Source organism: Teichococcus aestuarii, from assembly GCF_003116135.1.
GTDB classification, from domain to species: Bacteria; Pseudomonadota; Alphaproteobacteria; order Acetobacterales; family Acetobacteraceae; genus Pseudoroseomonas; species Pseudoroseomonas aestuarii.
Genome location: NZ_PDOA01000001.1, coordinates 43,333 through 62,405 on the forward strand (window position 1 = coordinate 43,333; position 19,073 = coordinate 62,405).

At 72.6% G+C, this 19,073-nt stretch carries 23 protein-coding genes; 4 read left to right on the forward strand and 19 right to left on the reverse strand.

Annotated elements, in window-relative coordinates; translation table 11 throughout:
• Positions 1-3: 3 nt before the first annotated feature.
• Positions 4-720, reverse strand: a complete 717-nt coding sequence (locus CR165_RS00215) for an alanyl-tRNA editing protein (RefSeq protein WP_109514952.1) — start codon at positions 718-720, stop codon at positions 4-6.
• Positions 720-1,373, reverse strand: a complete 654-nt coding sequence (locus tag CR165_RS00220; protein ID WP_109514953.1) for an NUDIX domain-containing protein — start codon at positions 1,371-1,373, stop codon at positions 720-722. Before CR165_RS00220 ends, CR165_RS00215 begins: the two co-directional genes overlap by 1 nt.
• A gap of 134 nt (positions 1,374-1,507) precedes the next feature.
• Between CR165_RS00220 and CR165_RS00225 the strand changes: the two genes are divergently transcribed.
• Positions 1,508-2,365: a DMT family transporter gene (locus tag CR165_RS00225; protein WP_109514954.1), complete on the forward strand. Its 858-nt coding sequence runs from the start codon at positions 1,508-1,510 to the stop codon at positions 2,363-2,365.
• 73 nt (positions 2,366-2,438) lie between these two features.
• Here CR165_RS00225 and CR165_RS00230 read toward each other — a convergent pair whose 3' ends face one another.
• From CR165_RS00230 to parA, 5 genes are all read right to left on the reverse strand, one after another.
• On the reverse strand, positions 2,439-3,785 hold the full coding sequence (locus CR165_RS00230; RefSeq protein WP_109514955.1) for a globin-coupled sensor protein: 1,347 nt from the start codon (positions 3,783-3,785) through the stop codon (positions 2,439-2,441).
• A gap of 167 nt (positions 3,786-3,952) precedes the next feature.
• Positions 3,953-4,864, reverse strand: coding sequence for a DUF389 domain-containing protein (locus CR165_RS00235; RefSeq protein ID WP_109514956.1), 912 nt, complete (start codon positions 4,862-4,864; stop codon positions 3,953-3,955).
• Positions 4,865-4,961: 97 nt separating this feature from the next.
• Positions 4,962-5,414, reverse strand: coding sequence for a GNAT family N-acetyltransferase (locus tag CR165_RS00240; RefSeq protein WP_109514957.1), 453 nt, complete (start codon positions 5,412-5,414; stop codon positions 4,962-4,964).
• Positions 5,411-5,866, reverse strand: coding sequence for a CopD family protein (locus tag CR165_RS00245; RefSeq protein WP_245906023.1), 456 nt, complete (start codon positions 5,864-5,866; stop codon positions 5,411-5,413). The genes CR165_RS00240 and CR165_RS00245 overlap by 4 nt, the downstream gene beginning before the upstream one ends.
• A 5-nt stretch (positions 5,867-5,871) precedes the next feature.
• Positions 5,872-6,504: a ParA family partition ATPase gene (parA, locus tag CR165_RS00250; RefSeq protein WP_109514959.1), complete on the reverse strand. Its 633-nt coding sequence runs from the start codon at positions 6,502-6,504 to the stop codon at positions 5,872-5,874.
• A gap of 128 nt (positions 6,505-6,632) precedes the next feature.
• Here parA and CR165_RS00255 point away from each other — a divergent pair, with 128 nt between their 5' ends.
• Entirely contained in the window at positions 6,633-7,046 is a 414-nt protein-coding gene (locus tag CR165_RS00255; RefSeq protein ID WP_109514960.1) for a rhodanese-like domain-containing protein, read from the forward strand.
• A gap of 25 nt (positions 7,047-7,071) precedes the next feature.
• On the opposite strand, the gene CR165_RS00260 is transcribed toward CR165_RS00255, so the two are convergent.
• From CR165_RS00260 to CR165_RS00280, 5 genes are all read right to left on the reverse strand, one after another.
• Complete coding sequence (locus tag CR165_RS00260) at positions 7,072-7,374, reverse strand: plasmid stabilization protein (RefSeq protein WP_109514961.1); 303 nt, start codon at positions 7,372-7,374, stop codon at positions 7,072-7,074.
• Between the two features lie 65 nt (positions 7,375-7,439).
• Positions 7,440-8,303: a transporter substrate-binding domain-containing protein gene (locus CR165_RS00265; protein ID WP_109514962.1), complete on the reverse strand. Its 864-nt coding sequence runs from the start codon at positions 8,301-8,303 to the stop codon at positions 7,440-7,442.
• 113 nt (positions 8,304-8,416) lie between these two features.
• Positions 8,417-9,520 carry an S-methyl-5-thioribose-1-phosphate isomerase gene (gene mtnA, locus CR165_RS00270; protein WP_109514963.1) on the reverse strand — a complete coding sequence of 368 codons (1,104 nt, stop codon included), beginning with the start codon at positions 9,518-9,520 and terminating at the stop codon, positions 8,417-8,419.
• Positions 9,521-9,622: 102 nt separating this feature from the next.
• On the reverse strand, positions 9,623-10,093 hold the full coding sequence (locus CR165_RS00275; protein WP_109514964.1) for a UPF0262 family protein: 471 nt from the start codon (positions 10,091-10,093) through the stop codon (positions 9,623-9,625).
• Complete coding sequence (locus CR165_RS00280) at positions 10,086-10,580, reverse strand: DUF983 domain-containing protein (protein WP_181377946.1); 495 nt, start codon at positions 10,578-10,580, stop codon at positions 10,086-10,088. Before CR165_RS00280 ends, CR165_RS00275 begins: the two co-directional genes overlap by 8 nt.
• Positions 10,581-10,728: 148 nt before the next feature.
• On the opposite strand from CR165_RS00280, the gene CR165_RS00285 reads away from it, so the two are divergent.
• The gene (locus CR165_RS00285) at positions 10,729-11,370 is read left to right on the forward strand and encodes an aspartate/glutamate racemase family protein (protein ID WP_109514966.1); all 642 of its coding nucleotides are present in this window, start codon (positions 10,729-10,731) and stop codon (positions 11,368-11,370) included.
• 199 nt (positions 11,371-11,569) lie between these two features.
• On the opposite strand, the gene CR165_RS24800 is transcribed toward CR165_RS00285, so the two are convergent.
• The 7 genes from CR165_RS24800 to CR165_RS00320 all read right to left on the reverse strand — a co-directional run bounded on the left by CR165_RS24800 (position 11,570) and on the right by CR165_RS00320 (position 17,370).
• Positions 11,570-11,854 (reverse strand): hypothetical protein, encoded by a 285-nt coding sequence (locus CR165_RS24800; protein WP_109514967.1) that lies wholly within the window; start codon positions 11,852-11,854, stop codon positions 11,570-11,572.
• An 86-nt stretch (positions 11,855-11,940) separates the two neighbouring features.
• Positions 11,941-12,942: an N-carbamoyl-D-amino-acid hydrolase gene (locus CR165_RS00295; RefSeq protein ID WP_109514968.1), complete on the reverse strand. Its 1,002-nt coding sequence runs from the start codon at positions 12,940-12,942 to the stop codon at positions 11,941-11,943.
• Positions 12,943-12,977: 35 nt separating this feature from the next.
• Entirely contained in the window at positions 12,978-13,190 is a 213-nt protein-coding gene (locus CR165_RS00300) for a hypothetical protein (RefSeq protein WP_109514969.1), read from the reverse strand.
• Entirely contained in the window at positions 13,183-13,395 is a 213-nt protein-coding gene (locus CR165_RS00305; RefSeq protein WP_109514970.1) for a hypothetical protein, read from the reverse strand. The genes CR165_RS00300 and CR165_RS00305 overlap by 8 nt, the downstream gene beginning before the upstream one ends.
• Positions 13,395-14,771 (reverse strand): dihydroorotase, encoded by a 1,377-nt coding sequence (locus CR165_RS00310; RefSeq protein WP_109514971.1) that lies wholly within the window; start codon positions 14,769-14,771, stop codon positions 13,395-13,397. The genes CR165_RS00305 and CR165_RS00310 overlap by 1 nt, the downstream gene beginning before the upstream one ends.
• Positions 14,772-14,904: 133 nt before the next feature.
• A complete protein-coding gene (locus tag CR165_RS00315) occupies positions 14,905-16,152 on the reverse strand; it encodes a D-alanyl-D-alanine carboxypeptidase family protein (RefSeq protein ID WP_245906025.1) in 1,248 nt (415 codons plus the stop codon).
• Between the two features lie 294 nt (positions 16,153-16,446).
• Positions 16,447-17,370 (reverse strand): LysR family transcriptional regulator, encoded by a 924-nt coding sequence (locus tag CR165_RS00320; protein WP_109514973.1) that lies wholly within the window; start codon positions 17,368-17,370, stop codon positions 16,447-16,449.
• A gap of 111 nt (positions 17,371-17,481) precedes the next feature.
• On the opposite strand from CR165_RS00320, the gene CR165_RS00325 reads away from it, so the two are divergent.
• On the forward strand, positions 17,482-19,005 hold the full coding sequence (locus tag CR165_RS00325; protein ID WP_109514974.1) for an MmgE/PrpD family protein: 1,524 nt from the start codon (positions 17,482-17,484) through the stop codon (positions 19,003-19,005).
• Positions 19,006-19,073: the final 68 nt, after the last annotated feature.

A 19,073-nucleotide genomic window follows, 5' to 3' on the forward strand; every position in this document is an offset into this window, starting at 1 on the left:
GTTTCATCCCTCCAGCGTGATGTAGACGCGCCGGTTCTGCTTGCCCTTGTTCTCGAGCTTGGTGACGGTGACGGGGCCGATCTCCCCCGTGCGCGCCACATGCGTGCCGCCGCAGGGCTGGAGATCGACCGGCGAGGCCTCGGCGCCGATCCGCACCAGCCGAACCTGCCCGGCGCCGCGCGGCGGCTTCACCGAGAGGGTGCGCACCAGGCCCGGATTCTCGTCCAGCTCCGCCTCGGTGATCCAGCGCTCGCCCACCGCGTGGTCCTCGGCGGCGAGCGCGGTGAGGCGCTCGCTCAGCCATTCCTTGCTGGGCGGCTCGGCCAGGTCGAAATCCAGCCGCGACTTCTCCACCCCGATCTGCCCGCCGGTGACGCCGGCGCCGGGGATCAGGCTGCACAGCAGGTGCAGGGTGGTGTGCATCCGCATCAGCCGGTGGCGGCGCGGCCAGTCCAGCGCGGCGGTGACCTCGGTGCCGGGGGCGGGGAGGGGCGCGTCGGGCGCCGGCAGGTGCAGCACCGCGCCGGCCTCGCCCTTCACCGCGTTGCTCACGGGCATCTCGCCCCCCGCCCAGCGCAGCCAGCCGGTGTCCCCCGGCTGGCCGCCGCCCTGGGCGTAGAACACGGTGCGGTCCAGGACCACGCCCTCCGGCCCCGAGGAGACCACCGTGGCGGTGCATTCGCGGGCATAGGGCTCGGTGCGGAACAGCGTCTCTGTCATCAATCCATCCATTCGGTATCGAGGCGCGGCGCGTTGACCTGCAACCAGAGCAGGGACATCGCCGCCGTGACGTTGCGGATCTCGTTGCGGGCGAGCTGGGCCAGGGCCTCGTCCAGCGGCAGCACCAGGATGCGCGTCTCCTCGCCCTCCGCCTCCAGCCCGCGCAGGCCGAGCAGCCCTGCCTCGGGCAGGGAGACGCGGCCGCAGTAGAAGTGCATCCGCTCGTCGCAGCCGCCCTGCATCAGCATGAACTGGCCGATCGGTTCCACGCGGTCGGGCACCAGCCCGGTCTCCTCCTCCGCCTCGCGCCGCGCGGCAAGCTCGGGGTCCTCGCCCTCGCCGAGCAGGCCGGCGGGGCATTCGCGCATCACCGGCGCCTCGCCCGCGGCCAGGGCGGGCAGGCGGAACTGCTCGATCAGCGCCACGCGGCGGGTGCGCGGGTCATAGGGCAGCAGCACCACGCCCTGGCCGCGCCGCCACATCTCCCAGGTGAGCAGGGCGGAGGGCGTGCCGTCGCTGCGCCGGTAGCGGAAGCGCACGACCTGCAGCGCGAAGCGGCCGGACCAGGCAACCTCGTCGCTCTCCGGCAGGTAGAGCGGGTGCGGCGGCACCGGCGGCGCCTTGGGGTGCCGCGGGGATGGTCTGGCCTTCATGCGGGGGGCAGCCTAACCTCGTCTGGAAACGCCACAATCATGAGCCGCCCCATTTCCTCCGTCCATGCCCCGCCGGCCCGTCCTGACGACAGGGGCGCGCTGCTCGCCGCGCGCGCCGCGCCATCCTCTGCGTCATGGGGGCAGCCCTCACCTTCGCCCTCGCCGCCGTGGCGGTGAAGCTGCTGGGCGGGGCCATCCCGGTCATGCAGGTCATCCTGTTCCGCAACCTCTTCGCGATCCCGGTGCTGCTGGCCCTGGCGCTGGCCACCGCCCCGCCGGGAGGGCGGAGCGCGGTCCTGGCCACGCGCAACCCGTGGTCGCATGTGCAGCGCATCGTCTACGGGCTGATCGGCATGTTCGGCAGCTTCTACGGCTATGTCCACCTGCCGCTGGCCACCGTCACGGCGCTGGGCTTCACCATGCCGCTGTTCCTCACCGCCCTGTCCATCCCGCTGCTGGGGGAGAAGGTGGGGTGGCGCCGGTGCAGCGCGGTGCTGGTGGGCTTCGCCGGCGTGCTGCTGATGCTCCGCCCCGGCTTCGGCGGCGGCGGCGTGCTGCCGGGCGGCGCGGTGGCGGCGGTGCTGGCCGGCGCCGTGGCCTGGGCGCTGGCGATGATCACCATCCGCCGCATGGGCGCGCAGGGGGAGAGCGGCGCCGCCATCGTGCTGTGGTTCGCCATCGGCGGCAGCGTGGTGGGGGCGGCGGCGGCGATTCCCGGCTGGGTCTGGCCGACGCCCGCGCAATGGGGGCTGCTGGCGGCGGTGGGCCTCGTCTCCGCCCTGGCGCAGCTGCTGATGACGGCCGCCTACCGCAGCGGCGAGACGACGCTGATCGCACCCTTCGAGTATTCCGGCATCCTCTGGACCATGACGCTGGGCATCCTGGTCTGGGGCGAGCGGCCGGATGGCTGGGATTTCGCCGGCATCGCCGTGCTGGTGGCCTCGGGCCTCTACATCTGGCACCGCGAGGTGCGGCTCGGGGTGAAGCGCTGAGGCCGGGGGGCGGTGCGGGGGGCGGTGGCTGAGGGAGCGCGCCAGGGCCGGGATGCCGGCCCTGGCATGCCGGTCAGCTCCGCACCTCGGCCAGGAAGGCGCCGACCGCCTCCTGCAGGCTGTCGGTCTGCCGGCCCAGCGCGCCGGCGGCGCCGGTGAGCTGCGCGGCGACGCCCTGGGTCTCCTGGGCGCCATGCGTCAGGCCGGCGGCCAGCGCGCTGACCTTGCGGTTGCCCTCGGCGGCGTGGTGGATGCTGGCGGCGATCTCGCGCGTGGTCTGCCCCTGCTGCTCGACGGCGGCGGCGATGGCGGTGGAAACCTCGCCCACCGCCCCGATGGCGCGGGCGATGTTCTCGATCGCCGCCACCGCCTCGCGCGTCGCGTCCTGCACCTGGCCGATCTGGCCGCTGATCTCCTCCGTCGCGCGGGCGGTCTGGCTGGCCAGGTTCTTCACCTCGGAGGCGACGACGGCAAAGCCCTTGCCGGCCTCGCCGGCGCGCGCCGCCTCGATGGTGGCGTTCAGCGCCAGCAGGTTGGTCTGCCCGGCGATGCTGCTGATCAGCCCCACCACGTCGTCGATCCGCCTGGCGCCCTCGGCCAGCGCCTGCACCACCGTGTCCGTGCGGTGGGCGTCCTCCACCGCGCGCGCGGTCATCTGCGCCGAATGCGAGACCTGGCGGCGGATCTCGTCCACCGAGGCCGTCAGCTCCTGGGTGGCGCTGGCCACGGTCTGCACCGTGGCGCTGGCCTCCTGCGCCACCTCGGCCAGGGTGTGCGAGGCACCGCCCATCCGCCCGGCGGTGCCGGACATGACCTGCACCGCCTGATCCAGCGCGCCGGCGGAGGCGCCGACGCCCTGCACCACGCCGCTCACCCGCGCCTCGAAGGTGCCGGCCAGGGCGTGCAGCGCCGCCTGCCGGCTGGCGCGTTCGGCGGTGGCATAGCTCTCCAGCAGCACCTCCAGGTCCAGCCAGGCGACGCGCACCAGCGCGGCGCGCAGCCCGGCGGCCCGTCGCCGGGCGGCAAAGGGCCACAGGCGCCCCAGGCCGCGCGGCGCCAGCGCCTCCGCCAGCATGTCGGCCACGCCATGCGCCACGGTGGCGTGGCAGATGGCCACGGCGTAGCCCGGCACGCCATGGCGGTAGAAGGCATCGGCCAGGGCGCGGGCGGAGGCGGTGAAGCCCTCGTCCAGCTGGCCGCTGGCCAGGCGCAGCCAGTGCGCCAGCCGCACGCGGTGCACCTCGGGCCGGGCCAGGGCGGACTGGATCTCGGGCCAGGGCGCGAAGCGGGCTTGCAGGCTCTCGATCAGCGAGGGCAGCCGCTGCTGCAACAGCGGCGCCTGGGCGCGCAGCGCCGAAAGGTCCGCTTCGCTCAGCTGGAAGGCGGCCAGCAGATTCGCGCGGGCCTGGGGTGTGTCCACGGGGGGTAGTCCTCGATGCGGGGAGGCAGCCTGATGGGCAGCCGGCTGGTCGCCGGCCGCCTGCACAAAGCGGAAGGAATGGCCAAGTTTCGGCTTATTGCCTCATCCGCACAAATAAACACGTCGTGGCGCCCCGGCCCGCCGCCCGGTTAGGGGCGGCGCCGGGTTCAGGCGGCGCCGCGGTGCTGCATCCGGCGCTTGAGCAGGAAGACGCTGCCGCCGCCCGCCACGACGCAGACCACGTCGAGGGCCCAGCGCAGCAGCGCCTTGCCGGCCAGCACGAATTCCAGGCTGACCACCGCCATGCCGACGATCGTCATGGTGGGGATCAGGGCCAGCGCAATCATCACGCCGGTGGTCAGCACCGAGTGCTGCGCCGCGATGATCACCGCCCCGGCGGCCCCGGCCGCCAGCGAGACGAGCACCGAGGAGATCTCCGCCTTGGTCCAGTACTGCACCCAGTGCTGCTCGCCCAGGCTGGCGGCCGAGGGCGAGGCCATGCCCAGGAACAGCATGGCGAGGGCGGCGCCGAGGAGGAGGGCGGCATAGCCGCCGGCGGTGGATTTCAGCCCATGCAGCGTCGCCTGGTTCCGGCCGCCCAGCAGGCCGAAGGGCACGCGCAGGATCGGCTCGAAGCCGGGCGCGATGACCATGGCGCCGATGACGATGTGCAGCGTGTCGGTCCAGAGGCCCGCAGCGGCCACGACCCCGGCCAGGAACATCGCCAGCAGGAAGTTGCTGCCGATGTTGGTGTCCTGGCGCATCAGGGTGTTCATCTCCTCCCAGTCCGCCTCGTCATCCTCGCAGCTGATGGCGTCCTGGCCCTGGGCGGCGATCAGGCTGGAGGGGTTGCCGGTCGTCACCAGGCCGACCTCCGTGCCGATACCGTGCTCATCCAGCACCCGCCGGGCCGCCGCGAGACCCTGGTTGGTGGCCTGCACCGTGAGCACGTCGCCGGCCGGCTTGAGCGAGCCGCCACGCTGCAGGCCCAGCCCGACCACGCCTTCGCAGCCGCCAAGCCGGGCGGCCACCGCGTCGGTCCTTTCCGGAGGCAGCAGAATGGTGATGGTACGCGACATGCCGGCAGGCCTCCTTGATGGCGGGCGAGGAGCCGCCCGCCGCAGGAGAACCGCGCCAGCCAGGGCGGGTTCGGAAGCCGCCCCGGCGGCGGCGCCCTCAGCCGGCCGGCGCCCCGAAGCGCTTGGCGAACCAGAGGCGGTGGTGCCCCCGCGGCCGCCCTTCCAGCCGGCCGATCTCCTGGAAGCCGTGCTTGCGGTAGAAGGCCGGCGCCTGGAAGCTGCTGGTGTAGAGATGCGCCCCCACCGCGCCGAGGCGCCGCGCCTCGGCCTCGGCGGCGGCGAGCAGGGCGCTGCCGGTGCCCTGGCCGCGCAGGCTCTCATCGACCCAGAACTTGTCGATGAACAGCCAGTCCATCGTCACCTCGCCCACCAGCCCGGCGCGGATGACGCCCCCGGCATCCCGCCGCAGGAAGCAGAGCGGGTGCGCTTCCAGCGCCTCCGGCCGCGCTGCCATGGCGGCGCGGCGGTGCGTGGCGAGGCCGGCCAGCACCGCCTGCGCCTCCGGCCCCTTGTTGTCGGGGACCAGCTCGATCCCGGCCGCCAGGCTCATCCGCCGAAGCGCCCCCAGCCGGCGACGATGACGGTGAGCAGGCCGATGACGAGGTTGAGGGTGACGAGGCGGCGCACCTTGTCGGCCGCCGCGGCCGCCGCGGCATCCTGCCCGGCGGCGAGGGCGGCGCGCATCGCCTTCCACGGCCCGAAGAAGATGGCCAGGAACACGGCCGACATGATCAGCCCGGTCAGGTGCATGGTGTGGATGTGCCAGCCCGAGCCGGCGAAGCCGCCATACCAGCCGAACAGCAGCGCGTAGCCGCTGGCCAGCATCACCGGCATGGCGTGCCACACCACCAGGAAGAAGCGGCGGTAGGTGCCCCCCAGCACGGCGAGCCGCTGCGGCCCGGGCAGCGTGGCCAGGCTCGGCCGCAGCGCCAGGATCGCGAAAGCCATGCCCCCGACCCAGAGCACGGCCCCCAGCAGGTGCAGCACATAGACAAGCGTCATCCCGGTCATTCCTTGCGGTGGTCCTCGATGGCGCGCGCCAGGGCACGCGCCTCGTCGGCGGCGGTACCACGCGGCGCGGCTTCCGCCACCCCCAGCCCCTGCGCGAAGGCGCTGGCGAAGGCGGTGCGGTTGCCCAGCGTGGGTGCCAGCACCGGCAGGCCGCGCCGCGCCAGCTCGGCGGCGATCTCGTCGCGCAGGCGGCCGCTGGGGGGCACGCGGTTCATCAGCAGCCGCACCGGGCGCCGCTCGGCGGCCGCCACATCCAGCGTCGCGTCCATCGCCCACAGATCGGCATGCGAGGGCTGCAGCGGCACCAGCACCAGGTCGGCCGCGCGGATGGCGATACGCGAATCGGTGTCGGCGTGCGGCGGCGTGTCGATGATCAGGAAGTCGTGTTCACGGCGCAGCCGGTCCAGCGTGGCCGGCATGCGCCAGCCGGCCACCGCCTCGAAGCGCAGGGCGGCCGCCTGGGCGCGGCCCTGCCGCTCCTGGTTCCACCGCGCCAGGGTCTGCTGCGGGTCGCTGTCCAGCAAGGCCACGCCATGGCCGCTGGCCGCCAGCGCCGTCGCCAGGGTGGCCGCGACGGTCGATTTTCCGGCGCCGCCCTTGCGTTGCGCCACCGCCACCACGAGTGCCATCCCCAACCCTCCTGCCGCCCGACGCTGCCGCGCATCCTGCCCCGGCCGGCGCGTCGGGGCCAGTGGCATGGACGCCGCGCCGCCGCGACCCCACACTGTAAGGACTGGACACGCAGAGGAGTTCCGCCATGAGCGTCGACGACGTGACCCCGGGTGCCACCTGGGAAAGCCTGCGCACCGACCCGGACGCCGTGCTGGTGGATGTGCGCACCGATGCCGAATGGAATTTCGTCGGGCTGCCGGATCTCGGGGAGGCCGGCAAGCAGCCGGTGCTGATTCCCTGGCAGGTTTATCCCAGCATGCAGGTGAACGGCGCCTTCCCGGACCATCTGCGCAAGGCCGGGCTGACGCCGCTGAACAAGCTGTATTTCCTGTGCCGCTCCGGCGCGCGCAGCCTGGCGGCGGCGCAGGCGGCGAAGGCCGCCGGCTTCCAGCACGCCTACAACGTGGCGGACGGCTTCGAGGGGCCGCCGGACGCGGGCGGCCACCGCGGCACCGTGGCCGGCTGGAAGGCCGAGGGGCTGCCCTGGCGGCAGCGCTGAGCGGCGGAGGGGGCGGCCTGCCCCCTCAGTGCTGATGCGCCCGGCGCGTCTCGGCGGCCTTCTTCGCCGAGGCGGAGCGGGCCGCCGCCGGGCGGTGGGCCGAAGCCTCGCCGCCCTTTTGGCCGCCTTCATGCGCGGCGGCGTTGCTGTCCGGGTGGCCGCGGCCCGAGCCGCTCTTGTTGCCGCCGCCCGAATCCTTGTTCACGGTCGCCCAGGCGCGGCGCTCCGCCTCCTCCTCCGGCACGCCGCGGGCCTCGTAGCTTTCCTCGATGTGCTCCGCCTTGCGCTTCTGCTTGTCCGTGTAGGCCGATTTGTCTCCACGCGGCATGGCCGGTCTCCTTCCGGCGAAGGAACGCCCGGCCCGCCGCGTGGTTCCCGCCTCAGCCTGCCCGCTCAACCACAGTTCGGCGTGTGCGCGGTGGCGTCGTGGCCGGGCAGGCCGGGCACGCCATAGCCGGGGAAGACGGTGTTCTCGGCGTCATCCGCCGCCGGCTTGCTGCCGAACCACTTCTCAGAGAGCTTGGCCACCGTGCCGTCCTGCTTCATGCATTCCAGCACGTTCTCCACCGCGTTGCGCAGCGCCGCATTGTCCTTGCGGAAGGGCGCGGCCCAATGGGCGCGGGTCTCCTTGATGGTGAAGTCCGGCACCAGCATCGGCGCGCGCGTCGCGGCGTAGCGGATGGTGGTGTTGCCGCCCAGGGTGGCATAGACGCGGTTGGCGATGACGGCCTGCACCGCGTCCGGCTGGCTGTCGAAGGTCTGCACCGTGAAGCCGTACCGCTCCGCGTTCTTCTGCGCCCAGGCGTCGTAGGCCGAGCCCTTGTTCACCGCGATGGCCTTGCCGCGGATGTCGTCGAGCGACTTGATCGGCGGCGTGCCCTTGCGGATGCCGAACTGGAACTCGGTGTAGAGATAGCCCTCGGTGAAGAGCAGGTTCTCGGCGCGCTCGGCCGTCACCGTCACCGGCGCGGCCAGGAAGTCATAGCGCCCGGCGTTCAGCGCCGGCACCAGGCCGGAGAAGCTGGCGCTGTCGATGGTGATGGGGCGGCCCATGCGGCGCGCCACCTCGGTGAACAGATCGACGTTGAAGCCCTGCACGCCGCCATCGAGCTTGGGGAAGGCGTGGGGGGCGAAGGTGCCGTCCACCGCCGTGCGCAGCGGCTGCTGGGCGCCTCCTTGCTGGGCGTGGGCGGCGCCGGAGAGCGCGGCCAGCGCCAGCGGCGCGGCAAGGAAGGCGGACAGGACAAGACGACGCATCGGCGAGACACTCCCTGAGGGCCGGGTTACGGCCGGAAATGGCCGCCCGGCTTGCAAGAAGCGTGCAACGGCACGCGCCCGGAGGGAAGGGGGCGCGCCCCCTTCCATGCCATTCAGGCGGCGGCCGCGAACTCCGGGTAGAGGCCGAGCAGCCCCGCCTCGGAGGCGTCGCAACGGCCGCGCTCGGTGATCAGCCCGGTGACGAGACGGGCCGGCGTCACGTCGAAGGCCGGGTTGAGGCCGGCGCTGCCGGGGGCGGCGGTGCGCACCGTCTCGACGCGGCCATCCCAGGTCTGGCCGGTGGTCTCCAGCACCTCGCGCGCGTCGCGCTCCTCGATCGGGATCTCGCGCACCCCGTCGCGCACGCTCATGTCCAGCGTGGAGTGCGGCAGCGCCACCCAGAAGGGCACGCCATTGTCGTGCGCCGCCAGCGCCTTCAGGTAGGTGCCGATCTTGTTGGCCACGTCGCCCTGGCGCGTCACCCGGTCGGTGCCCACCAGCACGATGTCCACCTCGCCATGCTGCATCAGATGGCCACCGGCATTGTCGGCGATGACGGTGTGCGGCACGCCGTGCTTGCCCAGCTCCCACGCCGTCAGCGCCGAGCCCTGGTTGCGCGGGCGCGTCTCGTCCACCCACACATGCACCGGCAGCCCGGCATCATGCGCCTGGTAGATGACGGAGAGCGCCGTGCCGTAGTCGACGGTGGCGATCCAGCCGGTGTTGCAATGGGTCAGCACGTTAATGGGCTTGCCCGGCTTGCGGGCGGCGATCGCCTGCAACAGAGGCAGCCCGTGCTGGCCGATGCGGCGGCAGGTCTCCACATCGTCCTCGGCGATGTCGGCCGCGGCGGCGTAGGCGGCGGCGGCGCGGTTGCCGGGCGCCACCGGGCGCAGCGCGCGCAGCATGCGGTCCAGCGCCCAGCGCAGGTTGATGGCGGTGGGGCGGGTACGGCCCAGCATGGCGGCCACGGCCTCCAGCGCCGCGTCCGAATCGTCGCGCCGCAGCGCCAGCGCCAACCCGTAGGCGGCCACGGCCCCGATCAGCGGCGCGCCGCGCACCTGCATGGACTTGATGGCGTGCGCCACCTGCTTCTCGTCCACGAGGCGCAGGATCTCGACCGTCCAGGGCAAGCGGGTCTGGTCCAGAATGCGGACCGACCAGCCATCCTCGGGGTCAACCCAGACGCTGCGATAGGGAACGCCGTCGATCTTCATGGGGGGCAGGCTCCGTCCGTGTGGCCGCGCGCGGGCGGGGGGAGAATTCCGGCCCCCGCATATAGGCGCTTTGCCGCCGCCGCGTCATGTGAAGCGGGCGGGTCAGATCCGCTGGTGCAGGGCGCAGACCAGGGTGAAGAGACGGCGGGAGGTCTCGAAATCCAGCGTCACGCGGCCGTCCAGCCGCTGGCAGAGCAGCTCGGCGCCCTCGTTGTGCAGGCCGCGCCGGCCCATGTCGATGGCCTGGATGCGTGCCTCGGAACCGCCTTCCGTCACCGCCTGCTCATGGCTGGCGACGACCATGTGGTAGTCCTTGATCAGCCGGCGGAACGGGCCGAGCGCCAGCGCGATGATGCGCAGCGGCGCATCGCGCGTGTCGTGGATGTCGAAGACCAGCCGGCCGTCGCGGACCTCCAGATGCAGCACATAGGGGCCGGGTGGCAGGCCGGTGGGGTCGAAGCGGTTGCCGGCCAGCAGGTCGGCCACCGCCTGGGCGCGGTCGGCCTCGGCATAGGGGTTGGGCAGGGGGGCGGTGTCCGGCAGGGCAATCCGCTCCAGCCGCTGGTCAGCCATCGCCACGCTGCACCGAGGGGTTTACCACCACGGGCTTGGCCGTGCCGTCGCGCCGGCGCACCACGGGGGCGTCGCCCTCGTTGCCGGTCAGGCCGAGGCGCAGCATCCACCCCACCACCGCGCCCTTGACCGGCCGCAGCGTGAGCATGGAGGCGATGGTGAAGAGCGGCAGCCACAGCGCCATGTGCAGCCACATCGGCGGCTCATAGGCCTTCTCGACCCAGAACACGACGGGGACGAAGAGGTGGCCGACGATGAAGATGGTGAAGTAGGGCGGCGCGTCGTCGGCGCGCAGGCGGCCCAGCTCGGCGCCGCAATGGCTGCATTCCGGCACCACGGTCAGATAGCCACGGAACACCTTGCCCTCGCCGCAGAACGGGCAGCGGTTCAGGGCGCCCCGCTTCAGCATGGTGGTGAGCGGCGGGAGCGGCACGGTATCGGTGGAGGCGGCGCGGTCTGGCTCCCAGCGCTCGGGCGGGCGATCCATGGGCATGGTCCTGGCTTTATCGTTTTCAGCCCTGTCGCCGGGCATTTCGTGTGCGGTGCAATAACCGCATGTCCGGCCCCGGCGATCAAGAGCAGCCGCGCGAGCGGGGGCCTTGCGCGGTCGCAGGCTGGCGGAGGATATCTGGCAGATGGGCCATCGTATCCTCGTCATCAACCCGAACAGCTCGGAAAGCTGCACCCGCGGCATCGCCGAGAGCCTGGCGGAGTTCGCCCTGCCAGGGCGGCCGCCCTTCGAGGTGGTCTCGCTGCCCGGCGGTCCGCCCGCCATTGCCTCCTGGCGGGACTGGTACGGCGTGGCCGAGCCGCTCTGCCGCATGGTCGAGGCCGAGCCGGCGGCGGCCTACATCATCGCCTGCGTGTCCGACCCCGGGCTGGAGGCGGTGCGCAGCGTGACGCGGCGCCCGGTCTTCGGCCCGTTCCGCGCGGCGGTGGCGGCGGCGCTGGCGCGGGCGGAGCGCTTCGGCGTCATCGCCTTCGTCGAGGCGTCCAAGGCGCGGCAGCGGCGTGCGCTGCAGGCGATGGGAGCGGAGCAGCGCCTGGCCGCCAGCATCGCCCTCAACCTGCCGATGGAGACGCTGACCGACCCGCAGGCGGCGCGCGGCGCGCTGTGCGATACGGCGCGGGCCCTGGTGGCCGAGGGCGCCGAAGCCGTCATCCTGGGCTGCGCCGGCATGGCCGGGCACCGCGCGGCGGTCGAGGACGCTGCGGGCGTGCCGGTGATCGAGCCCTGCCAGGCGGCGGCGGTGCAGGCGCTGCTGGCGACAGGCTAGAGCCTACTCCGCTCGCACCGGCGCACGGAAAAGGCTCCGGCTCGTTGCTTTTACGAGCATCTTCACGCGATCAGGCAAAGCAGCCTGCTCGCGCTCTGCTCCAGGGGGCGGCGGCATTCGGCGAGCCGGGGAGGCCTCTTCCCGTCTCGCCCGGCGCCGCTCCTAGCGCCGCTGTCCGCACATGCCGGCGGCGGCGGCCTCAACCGTCATCATCGTCGTCATCCCGCCCGCGCCGGCCGCGGCGGTCCTCATCATCGTCGTCATCGTCCCGGTCGTCATCGTCCCGGTCGTCATCATCCCGGTCGTCATCATCCCGGTCGTCGTCATCGTCGTCCCGGTCGCGGCGGCGATCGGACAGCCAGCCGCGACTGCGGCGGCCATCGTCATCGTCGTCGTCGTCCGCCCGGGCGGGCGCCAGCGGCAGCAGCAGGCCGCCCATCAGCAGCAGGCCGAACCGGCGGCGGGTCTGGAATTCATCAGCCATGGGATCACCTCCACCGCCGAGATGGCGATGGAGGCGCGGCAAGGCTGCGGCGGTGGCGGCCCTGTTTCCGCCACCTTGCGGAAAGTTTACTCGGCGGTGCGGGCGGCGGGCTGCCACTCGGCCGGCGCCACGCTGCCCGTCTGCTCGACGATGCGGCCATAGGCCTCCGGGCGGCGGTGGGCGGCGAAGTTGAAGATGCTGGTGCGGCCCAGCGTGCACTGGTCGAGATCGCAATCGGCCACGATCAGCTCGTCATCCCAGCTCGTCGCCTGGGCCATGATCTCGCCCTGCGGGTTGACGATGATGGAATGGCCGAACAGCTCGCAGCCATCCTCCACCCCCGCCTTGGCCACGCCCACGCCGAAGCAGGCATTCTGGTAGCAGCCGGCCTGGATGGAGAGGTGGGAGTGCAGCACCCGCAGGTGGTGCGCCTCGAAGCCCTTGGCGTCCTGGTTGATGGAGGGCGTGTTGTAGCCCAGCATTACCAGCTCCACCTGCTGCAGGCCGAGCACGCGCCAGGCCTCCGGCCAGCGGCGGTCGTTGCAGATCAGCATGCCGATGTTCACCGGCCCGGCCTGGCCGATCGGCGCCCGCACCACGGGGAAGCCCAGATTGCCCACCTCGAAGTAGCGCTTCTCCAGGTGCTGCACCTTGCGCGCCGGGTCGAACTCGCGGTGCCCGGGCAGGTGCACCTTGCGGTACTTCAGCACCACCTCGCCCGAGGGATGCACATAGACGGCGGTGTTGAAGTGCCGCTTGCGCACCACCCCCGTCTCGTCCGCCTCGTGGGCGATCTCGGCATAGCCGAGGTGGAAGCCGATGTTGAACTTCCGCGCCGCCTCGAACAGCGGCGCCGTTTCGTTCGAGGGCAGCGCCTGCTCGTACCAGTGGTCGGCGGCGTTGATGTCCTCCTCGTACCAGCGCGGGAAGAAGGTGGTCAGCGCCAGCTCGGGGAAGACGACGACCTCGGCGCCGCGCCTGTGCGCGGTCTCCATCAGCCGCACCAGGCGGGCGACGACGGCCGCGCGCGGCTCGGCTTTCTGGATGGGGCCGAGCTGGGCGGCGGCGACGGTGAGGCGGCGGGACATGCGGGCTCTCCTCGGCTTCAGTTGCTGGCGGGGCTTCAGTTGCTGGCGGGGGGCAGGGGGTCGATGAAATCGGCCGCGTAGTCCTCCTGCACCGAGGCCACGGCCTGCATGAAGGCTTCGTCCCAGGAATCCTCGAAGGCTTCCATCAGCGCCACGGCGGCCGCCTCGGTCTTCAGCATGGCCAGGCGCTCCTGCCCGGCGATCCAGACGGAGAAATTGCCGTCCTTCTCCTCGCGCACCTCAAACATCGCGCTTTCCTCTGTCTTGCGCCCCTTCGGGGCCGGTGTCGTTCTCGGGGGAGGGTGGCGTCAGCAGCCGGTAGGCGACGCGCCCGGCCAGCAGCGCGAACAGGCCGCCGCCGAGCGCGAGCGGCAGGCTGGTGCCGGGCCCGGTGAGCCAGATCCAGAGGGCGAAGGCTCCGACCGTCGCCCCGGCCACCAGCAGGCCGCGCATCAGCCGAGCACGCTCTCGCGGTGCTGGCGCGGCACGAAGCGGCCCTGGCCGGGCTTCGCCGTCACCGTGGCGCCGTCCCACACCTGCGCGCCGCGCAGATAGGTGGCGGCCACGCGCGCCTTCATCGGCCGGCCATGATAGGGCGACCAGCGGGCATCCGGCCGGTCCTGGATGCTGGCCTCGTCGAAGATGAAGTCGCCTTCCTCCATCACCAGCAGGTCGGCGTCCGAGCCGAGGCGGATGGCGCCCTTCTTCGGGAACAGCCCGTGGTAGCGGGCGGTGTTCTCGGCGCAGTACTTCGCCATCAGCGTCAGCGGCAGGCCGCGCTCGACCAGCATGGAATACATCAGCGGCGCGTAGCTCTGCATGCCGGTGAGGCCCGCGCCGCAGGCGAAGATGTCGTCGCCGAGCTTCTTCTCGCGCTGCCACGGGGCGTGGTCGGTGGAGACATAGGCCATCTTGCCGGCCACCAGCGCCGCCCACATGCGCTCCACCTCCTCGGCCGTGCGGAAGGGCGGGTTGCACTTGCCGAAGCCCTTGAGGCGGACGAGGTCCTCCTCCGTCATGCAGAGATACTGGATGCAGGCCTCGCCGCTGGCCTTCGCCCCCATGGCGCGGAAGCTCTCGGCGATCTCGAAGCCGCGGGCCACGGAGGAATGGGCGATGTGCACATGCGCCCCCGTCTCCAGCCCGATCTCGAAGATCTCGAGGTCGGCCATGGTCTCGGCCAGGGGCGGGCGGGTGCGGGCGTGCATGATCGGGTCCACCCGGCCGCTGGCCTTCGCCTCGGCGGTCAGGCGCTCGACCAGCTCCTGGTCCTCGTTGTGGACGGCCACCATCAGCCCGGTCTTGGCGATCTCGCGGAAGGCGGCGACCATGGTCGGGTGGTCGATGCGCGGGAAGCGCACCGCGTCGTACTCATAGGTGGAGAGCTTGAAGGCGGAGGCGCCCGCCTCGGCCAGCCCGGCGATCTCGTTCACGCCGCCGGTCTTGCGGATGGTGCCGTAGAGCGCGACGTCCACATGCGAGAGCTGGTGCACCGCCTCCACCTTCTCGTGGAAGATGGCGGCCGAGGTGACGGCGCGCGGGATGTCGTAGGGCATGTCGCACACCGTGGTCACGCCGCCGGCGGCGGCGGACATGGTGGCACCCTCGATGCCGGGCCAGCCGATGGCGCTGCCGGTGTGCATGTGGCCATCCACCAGCCCGGGCAGGATGGTGCGGCCGGAGAAATCGTCCACCTGCTTCGCCGGGGGCAGCTCGCCCGCGCCGATCGCCGCGATGCTCTCGCCGCGCACCGCGACATAGCCATCCTTCAGGATGCCGTCCGGGAGCACGAGGTTGCCGCGCAGGACGCGGTCGTAGGGAAGCTGCATGGCCGGGAGGTCCGCCTCGCTCGGGTTGAGGAACGCGGCGGGCAGACTAGGCCCGGCCCGGCCTCCCCTCAACCGGGCGCGGCGCGGATTCGCGCCCGGCGCCGCCCGGGAGGCGGGCCGGGCTCCGGGAGCCTCAGGGCGAAATCACCATGCAGGGGCCGCGCACCTGCCGGCAGATGCGGCGCGCCTGGGCGGCGGAGAGGTCCGTGACCTGGGCGCGCCAGAAGCGCTTGCCATCCACCCGCACCGCCTGCACCCGGGCGGTGCCGGGGCCGCGCGCCGCGCGGCCGGCCACCTGGCGGGCCGTGCCGCTGTCGGCGAAGGCGCCGACCTGCGCCACCCAGTCGCCGCCACGCGGGGCGGGGCGGGGGGTGCGGCTGGCCGCCGGCGTGGCCGGCTTGATGGACGGCTTCACCGCCCGCGCCACGGGGGCGGCCATCGGCGCCGCCTGCGCCGCGCCCACGAGGCGGGCACCGCCCATGGACGGCCCCCGCGCCATCAGCATGTCGGGCGGCAGGCCGCGCCGGGCCTCGGCGAAGCCGCGGTCGAGCAGCGCCATCACATGGTCGTCGCGCTCGCGGCTGTTGGCGCCGCCGAACACCACGGCCACCAGCCGCGTGCCCTGGCGCTCGGCGCTGGCCGCCAGGTTGAAGCCGCTGGCGCGGATGTAGCCGGTCTTGATGCCGTCCGCCCCGTCATACTCGGTGAGCAGGCGGTTGTGGTTGCCCATGCTCTGCCCGGCGTAGCGGAAGCTGCGGGCGCTGAAATAGGCGTAGCGCCCGGGGAAGTCGTGGATCAGCGCGCGGCTGAGGATCGACATGTCGCGCGCCGTGGTCACCTGGTTGGCGTCCGGCAGGCCGGAGGCGTTGCGGAAGCTGGTGTTGCGCATGCCCAGCGCCTGCGCCTTGCGCGTCATCATGCGGCCGAACTGCACCTCGCTGCCCTGCGCCAGGTACTCGCCGAGCGCGGCGGCGGCGTCGTTGGCCGACTTGGTGACCAGCGCCATGACGGCATCCCGCACCGCGATGCTGCCGCCCGCCTTCAGCCCCAGCTTCGAGGGCTCCTGCCCCGCCGCGTGGCGCGAGACGGGGATGCGCGTGCTGGCCGAGACGCGGCCGCGCTCCATCGCCTCGAACACCATGTAGAGCGTCATCATCTTGGTCAGCGAGGCCGGGTAGCGCGGCTCGTCGGCGTTGATCGCCAGCAGCTCCTCGCCCGTGCCGGCGTCGACGACGATGGCGGCGTAGCGGCTGCCGCCGATCTGCGCCCGGGCGGGCGCGGTTGACAGGACAAGCAGGGCCGCGGCGAGCAGTGCGAAGATGCCCGCGCGGCATCGTTGTGTGATGCCGTTCTCCAGCATGATGGCCTTCCCCCTCTGCATGGCCGCGGCACCGCCCCCGGTGCCTCCGCCACGCATCCCCCAGGAGCCCCGCCGGCAGGCGCCGCCAGGGCCGAGGCCGGGCCACGCAACCTGCAAATCCGGCGCACCGGCCCGGGTGTGAACGGGCCGTGTGCCGGGCGTGCAGGGTCCCCTGCATGGCCTGGCCGCCCGCACAATGCCGACATGCCGCCTGAGAAGAAAGCGCTTATGGCCTGATCGCGCAGGAAAATCGGCGTGTGGAGCGTTGCGGCGCGATGATGGGGCACAAATCCGCCGCCGGCCAGGGACGTACGCTCACACACCAGGCCTGAGCGGGGCGGGGCCGTTGAACACCTGCCGGGCGACGCGCAGCACATCCTCCGCCGCCTCGCTCTGCCGCTCCTCGTTCCAGGCCAGCGCCACGCCGACGGCGCGGATCGGCCCGCGCAATTCGCGGAACACCACGCCCGGCGGGTGGATGCGCGCCATGCCGGAGGAAACCAGCGCGACGCCAAGGCCGGAGGCGACGAAGCCGAGCTGCGCCATCGCCGAGCCGACCTCGCGCACGCCGCGCGGCTCGAATCCGGCGGCGCGGCAGGCGGCCACCAGCGCGTCGAAATAGGCCGGGCTGATCGAGCGCGGCAGGGTGAGCAGCGGCGCGCCGGCCAGCGCCGAGAGCGGCAGCGCCTCGGGGTAGGCGGCGAGCAGCGGGTGGCCCTCGGGCAGCGCCGCCACCAGCATGTCCTCGCCGAGCGGCAGCACGCGCACCGGCGGGCGGTCGCGGTCCAGCCGCAGCAGGGCGATGTCCACCTCGCCGCGGCGCAGCGCCTCCACCGCGTCGGCCGTGTCCATCTCGCGCACGGCGATCGCGGCCTCGGGGCGCGCGGCGCGCAGCGCCCGCACCAGCGGGGGGAGGTGGTCGAACAGGCCAGAGGTGACGCAGGCGAGGGCCACCGGCGCGTGCCGCCCGGCGCGCAGCTCGCGCGCCAGCGCCTCCAGCGCGCCGGCATCCTCCGCCACGCGGCGCGCCAGCGGCAGCAGCGCCTCGCCCTCGCGCGTCGGCCGCGCGCCCTTGCGGGTGCGCTCCAGCAGCCGCACGCCAAGCTCCGCCTCCAGCGCCTGGATCTGCGCGGTGAGCGGCGGCTGCGACAGGCCGAGCCGCGCGGCGGCGCGGCCGAAATGGCCCTCCTCGGCGACGGCGAGGAAATGCCCGAGGCGGCGGAGGAGTCGGAAATCCATCGGCGATACGGAAAAGCTATCGTGCCGCGCCGTCAATCGGAATGGACGATGGCGTGGACGCGGCGCACAACAGCGCCACTATTCCACACGGATGAGGGAGAACGCCCGCCCATGAAGAAACACCCCGTCAAGGTCCACCCCTCCAAGGCGCTGCTGCCGCGCGAGGAGCAACTGGCCTGGAAGATCGCCGGCGTCGCCGCCGACAAGGTGGCGGTGCAGAAGCCGGTGGCCGAGATGATCATCAACCGCATCATCGACAACGCGGCGGTGGCGATCGCGGCGATCAACCGCTCCGCCCCCACCACCGCGCGCACCATGGCGCTGGGCCACCCGAGGAAGGGCGGCGCCACGGTGTTCGGCCTGCCGGCGTCGAAGGAGATCTCGCCGGAATGGGCGGCCTGGGCGAACGGCACGGCGGTGCGCGAGCTCGACATGCACGACACCTTCCTCGCTGCCGACTATTCCCACCCGGGCGACAACATCCCGCCCGTGCTGGCGGTCGCGCAGACCATGGGCCGCTCCGGCAAGGACCTGATCCGCGGCCTGGCCACCGGCTACGAGATCCAGGTGGACCTGGTGCGCGCCATCTGCCTGCACGAGCACAAGGTGGACCACATCGCCCATCTCGGGCCTTCGGCGGCGGCGGGCATCGGCACGCTGCTCGGGCTGAAGCAGGAGGTGATCTACCAGGCGGTGCAGCAGGCGCTGCACACCACCATCACCTTCCGCCAGAGCCGCAAGGGCGAGATCTCCTCCTGGAAGGCCTTCGCGCCCGCCCATGCCGGGAAGCTGGCGGTGGAAGCCGTGGACCGCGCCATGCGCGGCGAGGGCGCGCCGAGCCCGATCTACGAAGGCGAGGATTCGGTCATCGCCTGGGTGCTGTCGGGGCGGAGCAACCGCGCCGATGTCTATGGCCCGACCTACTACGAGGTGCCGCTGCCGGAGAAGGGCGAGCCCAAGCGCGCCATCCTCGACACCTACACCAAGGAGCACTCGGCCGAGTACCAGAGCCAGGCGCTGATCGACCTCGCCTTCAAGCTGCGCGAGCAGATCCCGGACCAGGAGGCGATCGAGAAGATCGTCATCCACACCTCCCACCACACCCACTACGTCATCGGCACCGGGGCCAACGACCCGCAGAAGATGGACCCCAAGGCCAGCCGCGAGACGCTGGACCACTCCATCATGTACATCTTCGCCGTCGCCCTGCAGGACGGGCGCTGGCACCATGTGGACAGCTACGCGCCGAAGCGCGCGGGGCGGGCCGACACGGTGCGGCTGTGGCACAAGATCGAGACGCGCGAGGACCCGGAGTGGACCCGCCGCTACCACTCGACCGACCCGGACGAGAAGGCCTTCGGCGCGCGCGTCGAGATCATCTTCAAGGACGGCACGAGGCTGGTGGACGAGATGGCGGTGGCCAACGCCCACCCGCTGGGGGCGAAGCCCTTCGGCCGCGAGGACTACATCCGCAAGTTCGAGATCCTGACCGAGGGGCTGATCACCCCGCGCGAGAGCCGCCGCTTCCTGGAGGTGGTGCAGGACCTGCCGCGCCTGGAGGCCGGCGAGCTGCACCTGCTCAATGTCAGCCTGCCGCGCGGCGCGCTGGCCGAGGGCAAGCCGGGCATCTTCTGACCCGCCGCGGCTGATCCCCCGCCGGCCGGGGCGCGCCACCATGCGCCCCGGCCTCTCCTCTGCCTGGC